Source organism: Pseudahrensia aquimaris (genome assembly GCF_042676045.1).
Taxonomy (GTDB): Bacteria; Pseudomonadota; Alphaproteobacteria; order Rhizobiales; family Rhizobiaceae; genus Pseudahrensia; species Pseudahrensia aquimaris.
On record NZ_JBHTJV010000010.1, the window covers coordinates 1 to 16,232 of the forward strand.

Consider the following 16,232-nt stretch of genomic DNA (forward strand, 5'->3'; position numbering starts at 1 on the left):
CCAATCGTGATAATCTGCATGAGGTGGCTCCTTCATAACAGTGATGAAAACTGCACTATGGCGAATTAGACGCCGCGGTGGAGGAGCCATCCACACCATCCGCTTCCCCCCATACTGTCACCTAGTTGCGCCAAGTCGATGTCTAAGTCTGATGGGAATTGTAACGATCCTATCAGACATCATGAACGGCCGCTCTGAATTCATTTTGAACCCTTCTGTTCCTTCATACGACCAATCTTCGAAGCGGGCGTAGTGCTCGATTTCCGAACTTGGAACATACCACCGCTCGGCCCGCTTTAGATGAATGCTTGCTCCGCCGATGAAGCGTGACGATTTTGTCACTGAGATACTAACGCACCCTCATTGTGAACGAGGCAAGCACTGAAGCTAAGAAACTAAGGAGAACGACTATGAGAATTTTGAATGTTTGCCTCACAGCTCTTGCAGCATCCGCCATTACGTTCAGCAGTTTTGCTGCTGGCTCTGACAGCACCAAACCGCCGACCAAAACCCAGACGACTAAAGTGTGCAAGAAGGGTCAAGTTTGGAACAAAAAAAGAAAGAAGTGTGTCAATCCGCAAAGTGGTATGCTGTCCGATGACGAGGTTTACACCGCTGCACGCGAGCTTGCCTATGACGGACAATTCGACAATGCGCTGAAAGTACTCGCCGTTGCCGCCAATCCGAATGACCCGCGCATCCTGAATTATAAAGGTTTTGCCAACCGCAAGGCAGGACGTGTTGCGGAAGGAATGTCCTATTATCAGGCGGCGTTGAAAATCGACCCAGACTACATTCTTGTTCGATCCTATATGGGACAGGCTTTCATTTCGTCCGGTGATGTTACGAGTGCAAAAAACCAGCTTGCTGAAATCGAAAAACGCGGCGGCAGCGATACCTGGGCCTACGCATCGCTGGCCAAGGCGATCAGCGGAGAAGCGACCGAATACTAAGACGCGAGCGCACCAAGCGCTCTCAAACCAGAGCCCCACAAGCTGGTTGAGCTTGCGGGGCTTTTTTTGTTCTGTGTTAGATTGAGGTGCTCTCGTCGGTGCTGCAGACCCGTTAGGTTCAGCCCAATGTGCAAAGGCTGTCAGCTTGAAGCAAACCGTGGCCGAAAACCTGATCCTTTCCCTGGGAGCCAAGGTCTTCGCTGCCGCTCGATAAGGCTGATGGCGTTGCCCCGCGCATGACGGCGAGACTGGCCGTGACAAACGGGGCGGCGATCGATGTTCCCGACACATACCGTCCGCCGGAGCCGGAAGAAACGAACACATCAACCCCTGGTGCAGCAATGTCGATATGGGCGCCCCGCACCGCTCTACGGTAGGCCCGCTTTTTGGCATCGACTGCTGTTACGGCGATGACTTGAGAGAACGCAGCAGGAAATTGCGGTGGTGCAGTTCGGCCCTGATTGCCCGCAGCTGCAATGAGTATCGCACCTCTGCTATTGGCGTTATTGACGGCGAGATTGAGCAACTTGTTTCGTGGTCCAGCTAACGAGACGTTTATCAGCTTGACGTCTTGTTGGGTTAGCCAGTCAATTGCTTGAACAATGGCGGCCGCGCCAGCTGCATCCTGACCGGTTGTATCCTGTGAAATTACGTTGGCGCTGTAGAGCCTGAGGTTTCGCAGACGCGACGGGTCTGCAAGCACGCTTGCCACATCCGTCCCGTGGCGGCGGCTTTGCTCGCTCCCCGACCCGAAATTACGATTTGTTACGCGCGCTGAAGAAAGGGCGGGGGCGTTCTCATCCACACCGCCGTCGATAATTCCAACAGGCCGCAAAGCAGGGCATCCACCGGCAGGCCATTTCAGCATAGCGTTGGCAAAATTGCGCCGGTTGTTTGCCGGTGGCTCGTTTTGCAAGCGATAAGCGTGGTTCACGCCCACCGTCGATGCTGGGTCCGCAGCTTCCAAAGCTGCAATTGCCTGCGCGCCCGTAACATCATCTGGCAGATCGAAACGTACCATAACCAGGTTTAAGCCGTTCAGAGGGATGTCTTCGCCGGCCGTATAGTTGAGTTCTGCTGCAGCCCGGCGCAGTCTCGCGGTTCCTTCCGCCGTTGCTATGAGTGAGTAGACTCGCCCGTTTTCCTGCAGAGCGGGCGCATTTGAGCCCGATCCAGAATTGCCCACGTCCGCACCCGTACAACCTGACACAACCCCTGACACAACCAATGCCAAACCCAGCGCCAGTTGTGAAACCTGTCGTTTCATGTCCTTACCGATCATGGCCAGCCTCTCTATTCTTGCAGCGTGTTTTTCATTTTGGTCGTATGGAGTCGTAAAAGGGTTCAAATAAATCTTTGAACCCTTTTGCTTCAATTACGTCTAAACCCATGAGAGCGTGGCAGTTGTGGGCAACCGTTTGCAAGGTCATCGTGGAAAAGGGCGATTCTAGAGGTATCGAAATGGATAAAGACGACTTGCTGCTAGCGCATTTTCAGGGGCGGCTTACCACCGATGAAACCAAGAAGTTTCAGGCGTTGGTTGAGAACGATGCGGATTTCGCTGCCGAAGTTGCAGCTCTTTCCGCATCTCGCACTGTGTTCGCCTCTGAACAAGCTGATGGACAGACTGGTGGTTGGAACAAGCTTTCCAGCGCGATTGATGCTGATGCTCGCAAGCCCGCCAACGATAACAAACCGATGCGCCTATCCTTGCTGCAAACCGCCTGCGTGGCGGCAGCGGCTGTCGTGTGCTGGCAGTTTTTCGCATCGCCTTTGTTAACCTCTCAAGAAACGCCCATCACGATGGCGTCGCCGGTTGCAGAAGGGCCGACGCTGCAAGTGGTTTTTGCGGATGGCGCATCGCTCGCACAGGTCAGTGCGGTGTTGTATGAACTTGAGGGCACGATCGTAAACGGCCCTTCAGCGATTGGTGTCTATCGGGTGGAGTTTATCGACGAAAAAGGTCGAGAGGCCGCGCGGGCTGCGCTGCGGCAGCAGCCGAACCTGATCAGTGAAATTCTAAGCGAATAGGCCCAATTCAACGCCTTCCCAAACACCACAGAAGCAGCTTTTTGGCATGGTAGATGCGTGTTTTGATCGTGCCCACTGGCGCGCCCTCGATCTCGCCGATTTCCGCGTAGGACATATCCTCATAGAAGGCGAGGCGGATAGCGGTCAGGTGATCGGGCTTCAACTTGGATAAACAAGTCCGAACGCGCTCGGTGTCTGCAGCCGATATCATGACCGCTTCCGCATCGGGCGTTTCGTCCACGATTTCGGGCACGTCTTCAACAAGGCTCATTCTTGACGATTTGCGCTGGCGGTCGATCAGTTTGTTGCGCGCGATGGCGAAAAGCCAAGTCTTGGCCTTGGATCGTTCGGCGAACTTACTGGCCGAACGCCAAACTTCCAGCATCGCGTCCTGCATCACATCATCAGCCGTCTGAGGATCAGCACCACGCCCTTTCAGAAACGCCAAAAGCGGGCCTTCGTGGCTCTCGAAAAAGACGCGCATCGCGTCTTTGTCACCAGCCGCTATTCGGCCGATCAGGTGCGGATCATCAGTGTGCATCTGGGTTTTGGCAGGACGGGATTTGGTTGGGGCATCTTATTGATAGCCTCTGAATCAAAATCGGGCCAGCCGATTAATTTCGATCAGCATTGATTTTTTTTGAACCTCCGCTTCTCCCACACGACCAAGCATCACAAACGCGGTTCAAAACCGCTTAAAATTGAGCAGGAGAAGCATCATGACAATCAACGTTCCAAAAGTCGCATTCGACCGCCAGCAGGTGAACGCATCTCCTGGGGCCACTAGCAACAGCCAACAGATCACGGAGTTGTCTGATGGCACCTTTGTCATTGTCTGCCGGATCGCGGGTAAGGTGCTTTTTTAGCAATATGATCAGTTTGGAAACACGATCGGGGTCGAAGGGACGCTGGTCACGCCTAATCTTGCGTCAGGAACTGTGCTTGAAATTCAAGCTGTCGAGGACAACAAACTGGTTCTTGCCTACACAGCGACAAACAATACCGTACAGGTGCAATCCTATTCCATTCTGGACGGGGTTGGGGCCACAACCAATGACATCTCGCATGAATTGACGGTCGCAGGTTTTAATGCAGGCAACGTCGCCCCGTCAATCAGCGGGACGACGATAGATGATCTTGCGGTGCATGCGCTTCTTGATGAGGTTGATGAGGGCCCGGCGCGCAGGCTGACGACCTTTACGGAACTTGACACAGCAACGCCGCAAGCCGTTCTGGTCCCCACGAACTTAGACGCTGACAGCTTGCATGACGCGACCTTGTTGGAAAATGGCAATCGCGTGGTCGTACTTGATACAAATGGTCAAGGGGCGTCGTCCGTCGACACAGAGCTGCGGGTTGACATACTGGCACCTGACGGCACCCAAGTGTCGCGGTTCGAAATAGACCCTGAGGGAGGAGAGCTTGTGTCCCAACCGCAGGTGACGGCATTGGTTGGCGGGCGCTTTGTCGTGAGCATGCGGGCCATTGACCCCAATGGCGACCGCGATGTTGTCTATCAGGTTTTTGAGGCCGACGGCACGCCGTTGGATACCCAAACGCGGGTGGTGTTTAATACGCAGGGCGTCATCGATTTCAACGATGAGCCGGAAATACTCGCGCTCGACGATGGTGGCTTTGTCGTTCTTTTTGTCACCGACAATGGCGAAAGCCGCATTCTTGGCCGCCGGTATGATGCCGATGGCGTTGAATTGGGGGATGTCTTTACCGTCGACACCCAGTTCGGCGACGGCATCGGCGTTCCGCAGGCGACGTTGCTGGACGATGGGTTGGTTGCAATCACCTATACCAATGGCGGTAATCTGCAGCTTTCCATCGTCGCGACAGAGGCGCTGGATGTTGTGCTGACGGACGCGGATGAAGCCATCACCGGTACGATTGAGGCGGACATTATTGACGGTGCCGGTGGCGATGACACCATCAATGGCAATGATGGAGACGATATTATCTGCGGCGGGGCGGGCAACGACACCATCACCGGTTCCAGCGGCGCGGACTTTGATGTCGCGATCTATCTGGGTGTGTTTGCTGATTACGACATCACCTTTAACGAAAACGGATCGGTCACCGTGCGCGACATCAATGTGGCCGACGGCGATGAAGGCCGTGATGTGCTCACCAATGTCGAGCAACTCCAGTTCGCAGACACAAAGTTCGATCTTCTGATCTGAGCGCACAAAAGCGGGCCACCGCCTAAGGCGCGGTGGCCCCATCCCGGCTCGCTTATGATGCCTCTCGAAAAAGATCTTCACGTCGGACCAAAAAATTTCTCCAAAAAATGAACCTTTCCAATGCTGGCCCGACCAACCCTTAGAAATCACATCAGATGACACAAGGAAAAGTCCAATGGATCCGATCAATGGCAACAACAACGACAACATTCTAAACGGCACCCCAGAGGATGACATCCTCAACGGGTTGGGCGGCAATGACACGTTGGTGGGCAGCGCAGGCGCCGACGAGATGAATGGCGGCGACGGCTTCGACACGGCGGATTACTCGGGATCAGCAGCAGGGATCGTGGTCGGGACCACGACTGTATCGGGCGGTGATGCCCAAGGCGACACATTGACATCGATTGAACGTATCATCGGCTCCGACTTCGTGGACAGAATTCGGTTTGAACCCGGCACGGTTTTTTCGGAGTTTGACGGAGGCGCGGGCGACGACCGGATTGAAGTGAGGAGTAGTTTCGGCGGGAGTGATAACACCCCCGTGACCATCCTTGGGGGTGCAGGAAACGATAGGATTACGTTCTTCAGAGGTGCCATAAATGATCCAGAACTTGTAGGCTCGATCTTCGATGGGGGCGAAGGCGACCGTGACTCGTTTCAGTTGTTCAGCTCTGGTACCTACGATTTTACCCAAACCGTGATCACAGGTTTCGAGCGGCTCAATTTTGCTGGAAACGTCGACAATTATTTTGTGTCGCTTACCGACGTGCAGATCAGCGAATTCGAATCCGTAGAGACCAGAAGAGCCGGCACGCTTGAGGTCACCATCGAAATGGGTGAACTGGACAGTATCGACCTGACAGGTTTGGGGTTAAACGGCGCGAACGCGACCCCACAGACGTTCTTTATTGTTGGCGATGAAGACGACGAGGTCTTGGTCGGGTCGCGGACCGGGGACCAAATCGAAGGCAACGATGGCGATGACATCATCGACGGCGGCAATGGCCTTGATGTGCTATTCGGCGGCGAGGGCGACGACACCATCACCGGCGGCGCTGGCAACGACATCATCGATGGTGGTGAAGACACCGATACGGCAGTCTTCGCTGGCAACAAAGGCACATTTACCTTCGACCTGAACGCATCGGATGTGTTGAGCGTAACCAGCCTGAACGGCGATGTAGATTTGCTCACAAATATCGAACTCATAGAGTTCGATGACGGAACATTCACAATCGATGAATTGTTCCCATCATCTGTGCCCACAGAAGGTGATGACTTTATCAACGGTAGCGCAGCCGATGATGTCATTGACGCGCTCGGCGGCAATGATGTGGTCAACGGTCTTGCCGGTAATGACATGCTGTTCGGCGGCTTAGGCAACGACACACTGGACGGTGGCGAGGGTGCTGACGAGCTCTACGGTGGCGCGGGCAGAGATGTCCTCATCGGCGGAGAGGGCACAGACACGCTGGTCGGCGGCTCCGGCAACGATAATTACTTCGTCAGCGATGCAAGCGATGTGATCACGGAATTGACGGACGAAGGCTTCGATCAGGTCTTCACCGATCTGGCGAGCTTCACACTCGGTGCCAATCTGGAAAGGCTAAACTTTACCGACACAGGCAACCATACCGGCCGTGGCAACGAGTTGGACAACAGGTTCGCGGGCAATGCCGGGCTGGACAAATTCGTCATTGATGCCGGTGGGGCAGACATTTTCTCCGGCGGTGGGGGCGAAGACTCCTTCGACGCCCGTTCCTCAGCTAACGGAATTGATATCAACCTCGAAACCGGCATACACGGCCGTGATGCCGAAGGTGATACATTCGCCTCCATCGAGAAGTTCTTCGGCTCCAACACGGCAGACGACACGATGATCACCGGTTTAGCTCGCGCCAAGTTCAGCGGGTTCGGCGGAAATGACACCCTTACAGGTGGCTCGTCCATCGACTTCCTTGGCGGTGGTTCTGGCGAGGATGTTCTCAACGGAATGGCTGGTCGAGACACCCTTCAGGGCGATCTGGGCGATGACATCATGACGGGTGGCGATGGTAGGGACCAGTTCCTTTACGTCCGAGCTGCGTTCGGTCAGGACACGATCACCGACTTTCAGGATGAGTTGGACTTCTTCAAGATTTTCACCGGGAACAATCCGACAAATGGCGTGGCGTCGTCACTCGATGACTTCACCATCACCAACAATGGCACAAGCTCGGTCACCCTGTCGCTGGACAGCGACCCGACAAACACCATCACCATCAACGGTGTCAATGGCGACAACGTAATCATCGATGAAGGAGACTTTTTCTTCTTCTAATCCCGGATTGCGAGACGGAAACGACGACCAAACGGCAAGCCGGTGAGGATCTCACCGGCTTGGTGTCAACTAATGAAAACTGAATGGCGGCTTCAAGTGCTGTCAGCCACACAATTAGGTGTTAGCGAACGGCCGCTTACCCAATAGCTGCCAGTTCGACTTTTTTGTTCATATCATGAGCAATTCTGAAGATCTGCTTTCAAGGACCACTGCATTTTCTGTCAGCCGGACTGGCGTCCAACACAGTGATCTGCCCAGTCTGTCATCATGGATCTCCGCTCTTCCAAGAGATCAGTCCTGTGATACGCGGCCTCGGTTGGATTTCGTATGGTATGAGCGATAGCGCGCTCGCACAGCTCTCGAGCAAAGCCTTGTTCTGATGCCCAGTCTCGAAACGATGATCGCATTCCATGGGCGGTGGCCGCGCGGCCAGGAACATCACTGGGCACATCGTGGTCACGCAAGATCTTGGTCAACGTCATATCGCTGATCTGCGAACCGCGTGCTGATGGAAACACCAAGCTATCGTCTTGGTGTTTCTTTCTCCTGTCCAATAGTTCCCATTGCTGTTGCAAGATCGAAATTGCTTGGTGACTTAGAGGTACACGGTGACGTCGATTGGCCTTCATCCGTTCTCGCGGGATGGTCCAAGTGGCGCTGTCGAAATCAATTTCGCTCCAAGTCATGCCGCGAACTTCGCCAGATCGTGCTGCTGTGAGGAGAAGAAACAACAGAGCGCGTTTGCCTAGGCTTGGCAGAAGATGGTTCTGTGGTTTCGACAGCAGAACGTTTTCAACGAACTCGGGAATATTTCTCCAAGGCAGAGCGGGTTGATGCTCGACGCGTTCAGCCTTTCCCGGCTGGGTTGGCAGAAGCGCATCAACAACGGGCAGGGGGCTTGCGATTACATATCCTCGAGCTGCGCACCATTTCATAACTTTGTCACAGCGCTGTCGAACACGGCTGGCGGTTTCCGGCTTTGGCAACCAAATGGGTCGCAAAACATCTGCGAAGTCCGCGGCCGTTAGGCTATCAACCGTCCGCGAACCAATGTGGGGGATGACGTAAGTTCGCAGAGTAGAAATCCATTGGGCGCGATGTTTCGCATTTTTGAACCCTGGCGCAATTTCCAGGAACACCGCTTCAACAGCTTCGGAGAAAGTGGGGCAGGGTGGGCCGGAATGAGACGCACTCGAACTATGCGAGCTGTTGATCTTTCGCTCATCGATCGGATCGAGCCCCCGAGCGATCATCGAGCGCGCTTCTAAGCCAAGAACACGAGCGGCAACGATGGATATTTCGGGATATGTGCCAAGCCCATATCCCTGCGTTTACCGGTCACGGGAGAAACAAACCGGAGGGTCCACTTGCCGTGCCCCTTTCGCTTTGCTGGATGCAACCAGAGGCCACTGACGCCTCCGGCACGCATCGGTTTATCGTCTGGCGAGATGCGCCTCGCTTTGACATCGCTGAGATCCATGATTCTCTCTCACACTCGGGACTAACTGTTTGGGCACATACACCAAACCCACATCCAGCCCCACATTACTCGCGCGATTGGATAGGACGATTTGGAATAGAATGAAACAGGTGCCAAGCAGAAACACTGGAAAACAAAGCTTTCTAGCACATATTTGAGACTAGAGGATATTCTGCGAAATAGGATGAAACATCACAATGGCGGAATGTCTGTCCGCCATTGTGATGTTGTTGATATTGCGAAAAAACTTCGAGTTACAAAATGCGGATCGACTGAATTGCACCGAGTTTTCGAGACACCTTCGGTCTTCACTTTGCATCTCTCGCTTAGCAAAGAGCCATCAGCCGATAGGCGATCTGGGCTGCGGTGAAATCCCAGGCTGGGTTGCCATCGGGTGCCAATTCCACCACGTCCAAACCAACACAGCGACGGCCCTTTAATGCGTGTTCTACCAGATGAAGCGACTGATAATAGCTCAGTCCACCCGGCACAGGTGTGCCAGTTGCAGGCATTTGTGATGGGTCGAGACCATCGACATCGAAACTGACGTAGACGCAACGGGGGAAGTCTTCCGGCAAATCGACAGCATGGAGATTGCCTGTCACCAGCTCTTCGGCGTCCACATGAAACACCTTATTGACGATCCGGCTTTTGGCTTCCTGTTCGCACAGCGCCCGCACGCCAAATTGTGCTAGCCGCACGCCTTGCTCAGCGAGCAAATGCATCACCGAAGCGTGGGAATGGCGCTCGCCCTGATAGGCAATGCGAAGATCAGCGTGCGCGTCTATCTGCACGATGCCGACAGGCTGTCCCAGCGCCCGCATCACGCCCGTCACCGCCCCAAAGCTGAGAGAATGTTCGCCGCCAAGCGTCACGGGAATAGCATCTGCCTTCACCGCCGCTTCCGTGCGCGCTGCCAGACGTTGCATCACGTCAGGCAAGGCGCCCGTGCAATCCACGGCATCTTCGGTGAGGATACCGCGGGCGCAAGGCTCGATGCCCATGCACAGCCGTTCCAACTCGTTTGACGCTTCGATGATCGCATCCGGCCCCTTGGCCGTGCCCGCGCCGTAAGAGACGGTGCGCTCCAGCGGCATTGGTATGACGCGAAACTTCGCATCTGCGCCGCGCTCTTCTACGGTCAGTTCACTGTCCAGAAAAACGCTCACGACAGCCGTTCCTTGAAGTCCTCGTAGCCAAACTGTTTGACAACGCGCAGCGCGTCCGTCTCGCTGTTCCACAACACGATTGAGGGAAGCGCGACGCCGTTGAACGTGTTGGTCTTCACCATCGAATAATGGGCCTGATCGAGAAACGCGAAACGGTCGCCCGCTTTCAGCGCGTTCTTGACCGTGTAGTCACCAATCACGTCGCCTGCCAGACACGACGGCCCGCCAAAACGGTATGTGTGGCCATGCTCCGCCTCGCCCAGCATGGCGGGCCGGTAAGGAGCCTCGATCACGTCGGGCATGTGGCAGGTCGCGGAAATGTCGACGATGGCGAGGTTCACGGAATTCATTGGAAGGTCCAGCACTTCGCCCACCAGAATGCCGGCATCGAGCGCAACCGCTTCGCCGGGTTCAAGATAGACCTCAACGCCATATTTCTCGCGGATGCCATTTAGGAACGCAACCAGCGCGTCGCGATCATAGTCCGACCGTGTGATGTGGTGGCCACCGCCAAAGTTGAGCCATTTCAAGCCGCCGATATAGGGCGCAAGCTGCTCCTCAATGGCCGCCCAAGTGCGCTCCAGCGGCTCAAAACCCTGTTCGCACAGCGTGTGCATGTGCAGGCCGTCGACGCCTTCCATGATGGCGGGCGTCAACTGGCTGACGGGCGAGCCAAGCCGCGAGCACGGCGCGCATGGGTCGTATTTGGGAATCTCGCCCTCGGAATGCTCCGGATTGATGCGCAGCCCGATATGCTTGCCGGCGGCAGCAGCCTTGCCGATAAAACGGTCTTTCTGAGCGGGGCTGTTGAACACGATGTGATCGGAGAGGGCGATGATCTCGTCGATCTCGCTTTCCTTGTATCCGGCGCAGAAAGTTGCGACTTCGCCGCCATATTCCTCTCGCGCCAACCGCGCTTCATACAGCCCGCTGGCGCAAGAGCCGTGCAAATGTTCCCGCACCAGCGGCGCGACCGCAAACATCGAAAACGCCTTCAACGCGCACAGCACTCTCGCGCCTGAGCGTTGCCCGACGTCAGCCAGAATTAGCAAATTGCGCTCGATCGCCTTCTCGTCCACCACGAAAGCGGGCGAAGGAACGCGGTGAAGGTCAAAGCCTTCAAAAGCGCCAGCGTCCCCGGCCTGCGTGGTCATCATCGTTGTCATTGTCTGGTTCCAAACTGCCCGCGCTGGATAGGCCAGCCGCGCTGCATCAAAATTCGACTGGGCCGTTCAGCTCATGCACTTGCCACGGCAGGCCTTGAGTGTTCAGCATGTCCATGAAGTTGTCAGGATCCAGCTGTTCCATGTTCCAAACACCCGGCTCTTTCCACACACCCGTGAGAATCTGCGCCGCGCCGATCATGGCCGGCACGCCCGTTGTGTAGCTAACGGCCTGACTGCCAACCTCGCGGTAGCACTCCTCGTGGTCGCAGATGTTGTAGATGTAAAACGTCTTCTCGCCGGACCCGTCCAAGGCATCACCTGTCGCGATGTCGCCAATGCAAGCCTTGCCCTTCGTCTCCTCGCCCAGGTCGCCCGGATCGGGAAGCAGGGTTTTCAGAAACTGGATTGGGATGATTTCAACGCCGTTGTGCATCACAGGATCGATGCGTGTCATGCCGACATTTTCCAGAACCTTGGCATGGGTGATGTAGGCATCGCCAAATGTCATCCAGAACCGCGCGCGTTCGATTTCGGGGAAGTGCGTGGTCAGGCTTTCCAACTCCTCATGATACATCAGGTACATGTTTTTTGGCCCGATGCCGGGAAAGTCGAACTCCACCTTGTGCGTCATCGCAGGCGATGTTTGCCAATTGCCGCCTTCCCAATGGCGGGCTTCCTGCAACACTTCGCGCAGGTTGATTTCGGGGTTAAAGTTGGTGGCAAAGGTTTGATCGTTTGAACCACCATTGGCGTCCAGAACGTCGATCTGGCGGATGGTCTTCAGCTTGTGCTTCTTCAACCACGTAGCAAAAACGCTCGTCACACCTGGATCAAACCCGGAGCCGAGCACAGCCATCAGCCCGGCTTCCTTGAAACGGTCGCGATAGGCCCATTGCCAATGATACTCGAATTTCGCCTCGTCCTCAGGCTCGTAATTTGCCGTGTCGATATAGTGGCACCCGGCTTCGAGGCAGGCATCCATCAGCACCAGATCTTGATAAGGCAGGGCAAGGTTCACCAGCAATTCCGCGCCCGTTTCTTTGATCAAGGCAACCGTTGCCGCCACGTCCATTGCGTCGAGCGCGGCTGTTTTAATCGTCACGCCCGTGCGCTCCAACACGCTTGCGGCAATCGCATCACATTTCGACTTCGTTCGGCTGGCGAGGGTGATGTCGGTGAAAATCCCGGCGTTCATCGCCATTTTGTGCACTGCTGCGTGGCTCACGCCGCCTGCTCCGACAACAAGAGTTTTTCCCTGCATTTTGCGCTCCTTGGCGTCTGGTTCGTATCAGTTATGTCGGTCGAAAGCCGACTTATTCGTAGTAGGTATAGCCGTTGATTGAATCGCGATACGCGCCCATCAGGGTCTTGCGTTCGCTGGTTTCAACCGATCCATCGGAAATGGCTTCGTCCACCATTTTGCGGAATGCTGCGACACAATCTGATGGATCGTATTCCACATAGGACAAAACTTCTGCAATCGTGTCGCCTTCCTGCTCATGCAGCAGGTCGAAGCCGCCATCATCGCGCAGGTCAATTGTTACAGCGTTCGTATCGCCAAACAAGTTGTGCAGATCGCCCAGTGTTTCCTGATAGGCGCCAATGAAAAACGCGCCCAGATAGTAAGGCTGGTCTTTCGGCAAAGAATGAACGGGCAACGAAGGCGATAAGCCGTCGGCCAGAATGAAACGGTCGAGCTTGCCATCGCTGTCGCAGGTAATGTCCGACAGAATCGCCCGGCGATCTGGCGGAACGTTGAGCATTTGCAGCGGTGCGACCGGATGAATCTGGTCGATGGCCCAAACGTCTGGAAGCGATTGGAACACCGAGAAATTGCAGTGATAGACGTCCGCCACCTGCTCCAATTGCTCTTCCAGTTCGCTCACATCGTCCAGTGTTGCCACCATCTCTTTGATGCGGGCGATGAGCGACAGGTAGATCTGTTCGGCCCTCGCCATCTGGCGCAGATTAACCTGACCCCGGCGGAACAGTGCTCGCAATTCGTCGCGGTAAAATGTGGCATCGTTCCAACACTCCTGCAGCCGATCAGGAACAAGGTAGCCTGAAATGGCTGCCAAGTCGGAAACGAGATGGTTGTCGTCTGGCTGCGGCTCTGGTGCTTCAGGATGGTCATAAAGGGTGCTCTCCAGCACATCAAACAGCAGCATTGCAGACGTTGCTACAACGGCGCGGCCGCTTTCCGTCACCAAAATAGGATGGTCTACCTTCGCCTCGTCCAGCGCGTAGGCGACCGTTTCAACAAGGTTGGAGCAATATTCCTCCACCGTGTAGTTGATCGAATTCTCGTTGGCCCGCTTCTCGCCCGTATAGTCGACACCCAATCCGCCGCCGAGGTCCAAGTGGGTTAGATCAGCGCCTTCGCGGGTAAGCTCAACGAAATAGCGGCAAGCCTCTGCCGCTGCGCGCCGTACGTCGATGATGTCCGGAATCTGGCTGCCCAGATGCGAGTGTTGGAGCTTCAGGCAATGGAGCAGGTCTTCTTCTTTCAGCCGATCAACGACATGCAGCAACTGGTCCGTGTTCATGCCGAACGTCGAGCGGTCGCCGGAGCTTTCCTGCCATTTGCCACCGATCTTGTTGGTCAGTTTCACCCGCACACCGAGCAGCGGCTCAATGCCCAATTCTCTAGTGACCTGCACAACGGTTTCCGCTTCTTTCGGGCTCTCAAGAACGATCACCGTGTTGAAGCCAAGGCGGCGAGAGAGGATAGCGAGCCGCACAAATTCAGCATCTTTCACCCCGTTGCATATGATCAGCGCGTCTTTCGCCAAGCGTTGGGCCAGCGCAATCACCAATTCGGGCTTGGAACCTGCTTCCAGACCAAAATCATAGGGGCGTCCAAACTCAACAATCCGGTCAATCACGTCGGCTTGCTGGTTCACTTTGATCGGGAAAACACCGCGATAGGGCGCCTGGTATCCGGTCTTGTTGATGGCCTCGTTGAAGCTCTCGTTGATGTGACGGATTTCGTTTCCGAGGAACGAATTAACCCGCAGCAAGATCGGCGTCGCGATCCCGCGTTGCTCCAAATTGTTCAAGATTCCCGGCAGACTGACTGCCTTGGACGAAGCCTTGGTGGGATCGCGCAGGGCGATTTCGCCATCAGCAGAAACCGTGATGAGGCCCTTGCCCCAACGGTCAATACCATAAACTTTATCGAAACTGGTAGCGGTGTGGGCCAATGCAACCATCCTCATTTTGGGAAGTAGTCTTTAAAATAGGCGATAAAGCCGATGGGATTACGCTGCCAAAGAAGCGCCGCTTGGTCCTGTCCGACTGAACTGCGCTCCGATACATCCAAACGAGCGCCAACAACAACACTTAATTTGGTCGATGGTTTCAAACGGACAATTTGGCTCATCCGCCATCGCATTGACAACGAGAGATCATCACCGCTGAGCCGCCATTGCAACGCGTTTTCCGCGTCCGGGCGAGCCGATCAAACGACCATCGGTCATGACAACTTCACCTCCTGCGATAGTGGTAACGGGAAAGCCCATGATCGTGGTGCCTTCGTAAGGATTGTAGCCTACATTGTCATGCAGATCGTTCGCACCGTATGTGCGGGTGGCGGTCGGGTTCCAGATCGCTATGTCGGCGTCAAAGCCCACCCCAATACTGCCTTTTTTGCTAAGACCGAACGCTTCTGCTGGCGCGGTTGATGTCCAGTGAACGAAGTCTTGAACGCTGCCACGGCCTCTTGAAACAATTGCATCGAACATCAGCGGCAGGCGTACTTCCAGTCCGGGTTGTCCGTTTGCGATGCGGTTAAATGGGGCGTCAGCTCCGTTGGCGAATTTGCCGGTTTCGTCCATTCGGTAGGGCGCGTGGTCGGACGTTATGAGCTGCAGTGTGCCGTCCGCCAACGCTTCCCAAAGGGCCTCTTGATCGTCAGCGGTTCTCTGCGGGGGTGAGCACATGAACCGCGCCGGGTTTTCCCTCTCAAGAATGTCCACTGTTTGCAGCAGGTAATGAGGGCAAGTCTCAGCCTCGATAGGCACGCCGTTGGCGCGGGCTTTGCGGATGATCTGCGCCCCCTCGCGGGTGGAAACATGAAAGATCATCACCCGTGCCCCTGTGAATTGCGCAAAGCGGCACATTCTATCAATGGCCTCGATTTCTGCCTCGCGGGGGTGGGAAGCTGCGTGATACTTCGGCGCTGTTTTACCCTGTGCCAAAAGCTGGTCCGTCATGTGACGGATCAGACCATCATTCTCGGCGTGGATGCACACGAGTGCCCCTTCGTTGCGGGCGACCGCCATGATGTCGAGGATTGCGTGATCATCCTGTCGAACCTTGTCATATGTCGTGAAAATTTTGATGGAGCGGTGGCCATCCGCGATTAGCTTTGGAATATCTGTCCTGAGGTTTTCGCCGGAAATATCAGCAACAATCATGTGAAAAGCGTAGTCGATCAAAGCGCCTTTCTCAGCGAGTTTGGCGTAGTCCGCTACAACATCGCGCATTCGGTTGCCTGGATGTTGGGCAGCAAAAGAAACCGTGCATGTGGTTCCGCCAAACACGGCTGATCGCGTCGCCGTCTCAAAGGTGTCGGCGTTCATCAGGCCAGCGCCCGAAATCTGCTCGATATGGCAATGGGTATCCACACCACCGGGTAAGACATAGTGGTCGCTGGCATCGATCTGCGAAGGCGCTTTGCCAGCGAGGCTGGGAGCGAGTGCCGCGATTTTACCATTCGAAATGCCAATATCCATGACGCCCATGCCGGAGGCGGCCGCCACGGTGCCGTTGCGGATGATCGTATCGAAACTGTCTTGGGTCATCGGTCCGGTTCTCGTTCGCTGGGCTTTGAAGATGGCATTTGTAAAGGGCTGTGTCATTTTGGAAAGATGCTGGCCGCAGTTGGCTCGCACGCAATAGCGTGGCAAAGGTTTTCAGT

The 16,232-nt window shown here is 55.3% G+C and carries 14 protein-coding genes and 1 pseudogene; 5 read left to right on the forward strand and 10 right to left on the reverse strand.

The annotated features are described in order from the left end of the window. Positions 1–410: 410 nt before the first annotated feature. The gene (locus ACFQ14_RS11830) at positions 411–953 is read left to right on the forward strand and encodes a tetratricopeptide repeat protein (RefSeq protein ID WP_377212962.1); all 543 of its coding nucleotides are present in this window, start codon (positions 411–413) and stop codon (positions 951–953) included. A gap of 118 nt (positions 954–1,071) precedes the next feature. Here the strand turns inward: ACFQ14_RS11830 and ACFQ14_RS11835 are convergent, their stop codons facing one another. Further along, positions 1,072–2,235 (reverse strand): S8 family serine peptidase, encoded by a 1,164-nt coding sequence (locus ACFQ14_RS11835; RefSeq protein WP_377212963.1) that lies wholly within the window; start codon positions 2,233–2,235, stop codon positions 1,072–1,074. 179 nt (positions 2,236–2,414) lie between these two features. Between ACFQ14_RS11835 and ACFQ14_RS11840 the strand changes: the two genes are divergently transcribed. After that, entirely contained in the window at positions 2,415–2,984 is a 570-nt protein-coding gene (locus tag ACFQ14_RS11840) for a hypothetical protein (RefSeq protein ID WP_377212964.1), read from the forward strand. A gap of 7 nt (positions 2,985–2,991) precedes the next feature. On the opposite strand, the gene ACFQ14_RS11845 is transcribed toward ACFQ14_RS11840, so the two are convergent. Further along, on the reverse strand, positions 2,992–3,525 hold the full coding sequence (locus ACFQ14_RS11845; RefSeq protein ID WP_377212965.1) for an RNA polymerase sigma factor: 534 nt from the start codon (positions 3,523–3,525) through the stop codon (positions 2,992–2,994). A 178-nt stretch (positions 3,526–3,703) separates the two neighbouring features. Here ACFQ14_RS11845 and ACFQ14_RS11850 point away from each other — a divergent pair, with 178 nt between their 5' ends. The 3 genes from ACFQ14_RS11850 (at position 3,704) to ACFQ14_RS11860 (ending at position 7,496) form a co-directional block, all read left to right on the forward strand. Next, complete coding sequence (locus ACFQ14_RS11850) at positions 3,704–3,850, forward strand: hypothetical protein (RefSeq protein ID WP_377212966.1); 147 nt, start codon at positions 3,704–3,706, stop codon at positions 3,848–3,850. A 72-nt stretch (positions 3,851–3,922) separates the two neighbouring features. Then, positions 3,923–5,173, forward strand: a complete 1,251-nt coding sequence (locus ACFQ14_RS11855) for a calcium-binding protein (protein WP_377212967.1) — start codon at positions 3,923–3,925, stop codon at positions 5,171–5,173. A 175-nt stretch (positions 5,174–5,348) separates the two neighbouring features. Then, on the forward strand, positions 5,349–7,496 hold the full coding sequence (locus ACFQ14_RS11860) for a calcium-binding protein (protein WP_377212968.1): 2,148 nt from the start codon (positions 5,349–5,351) through the stop codon (positions 7,494–7,496). A 221-nt stretch (positions 7,497–7,717) separates the two neighbouring features. On the opposite strand, the gene ACFQ14_RS11865 is transcribed toward ACFQ14_RS11860, so the two are convergent. From ACFQ14_RS11865 to hydA, 8 genes and pseudogenes are all read right to left on the reverse strand, one after another. Continuing rightward, positions 7,718–8,431, reverse strand: a complete 714-nt coding sequence (locus ACFQ14_RS11865; protein WP_377213136.1) for a tyrosine-type recombinase/integrase — start codon at positions 8,429–8,431, stop codon at positions 7,718–7,720. 21 nt (positions 8,432–8,452) lie between these two features. Next, positions 8,453–8,749, reverse strand: a pseudogene (locus tag ACFQ14_RS11870) (phage integrase central domain-containing protein); the annotation flags it as partial. Between the two features lie 553 nt (positions 8,750–9,302). After that, positions 9,303–10,145: an agmatinase gene (speB, locus tag ACFQ14_RS11875; protein ID WP_377212969.1), complete on the reverse strand. Its 843-nt coding sequence runs from the start codon at positions 10,143–10,145 to the stop codon at positions 9,303–9,305. Next, positions 10,142–11,311 (reverse strand): carboxynorspermidine decarboxylase, encoded by a 1,170-nt coding sequence (gene nspC / locus ACFQ14_RS11880; protein ID WP_377212970.1) that lies wholly within the window; start codon positions 11,309–11,311, stop codon positions 10,142–10,144. Before nspC ends, speB begins: the two co-directional genes overlap by 4 nt. A gap of 46 nt (positions 11,312–11,357) precedes the next feature. After that, positions 11,358–12,572: a saccharopine dehydrogenase family protein gene (locus ACFQ14_RS11885; RefSeq protein WP_377212971.1), complete on the reverse strand. Its 1,215-nt coding sequence runs from the start codon at positions 12,570–12,572 to the stop codon at positions 11,358–11,360. 52 nt (positions 12,573–12,624) lie between these two features. After that, positions 12,625–14,514 (reverse strand): biosynthetic arginine decarboxylase, encoded by a 1,890-nt coding sequence (speA, locus tag ACFQ14_RS11890; RefSeq protein ID WP_377212972.1) that lies wholly within the window; start codon positions 14,512–14,514, stop codon positions 12,625–12,627. 11 nt (positions 14,515–14,525) lie between these two features. After that, positions 14,526–14,693, reverse strand: coding sequence for a hypothetical protein (locus tag ACFQ14_RS11895; RefSeq protein ID WP_377212973.1), 168 nt, complete (start codon positions 14,691–14,693; stop codon positions 14,526–14,528). Between the two features lie 28 nt (positions 14,694–14,721). Further along, positions 14,722–16,116: a dihydropyrimidinase gene (gene hydA / locus ACFQ14_RS11900; protein ID WP_377212974.1), complete on the reverse strand. Its 1,395-nt coding sequence runs from the start codon at positions 16,114–16,116 to the stop codon at positions 14,722–14,724. Between the last annotated feature and the right edge of the window lie 116 nt (positions 16,117–16,232).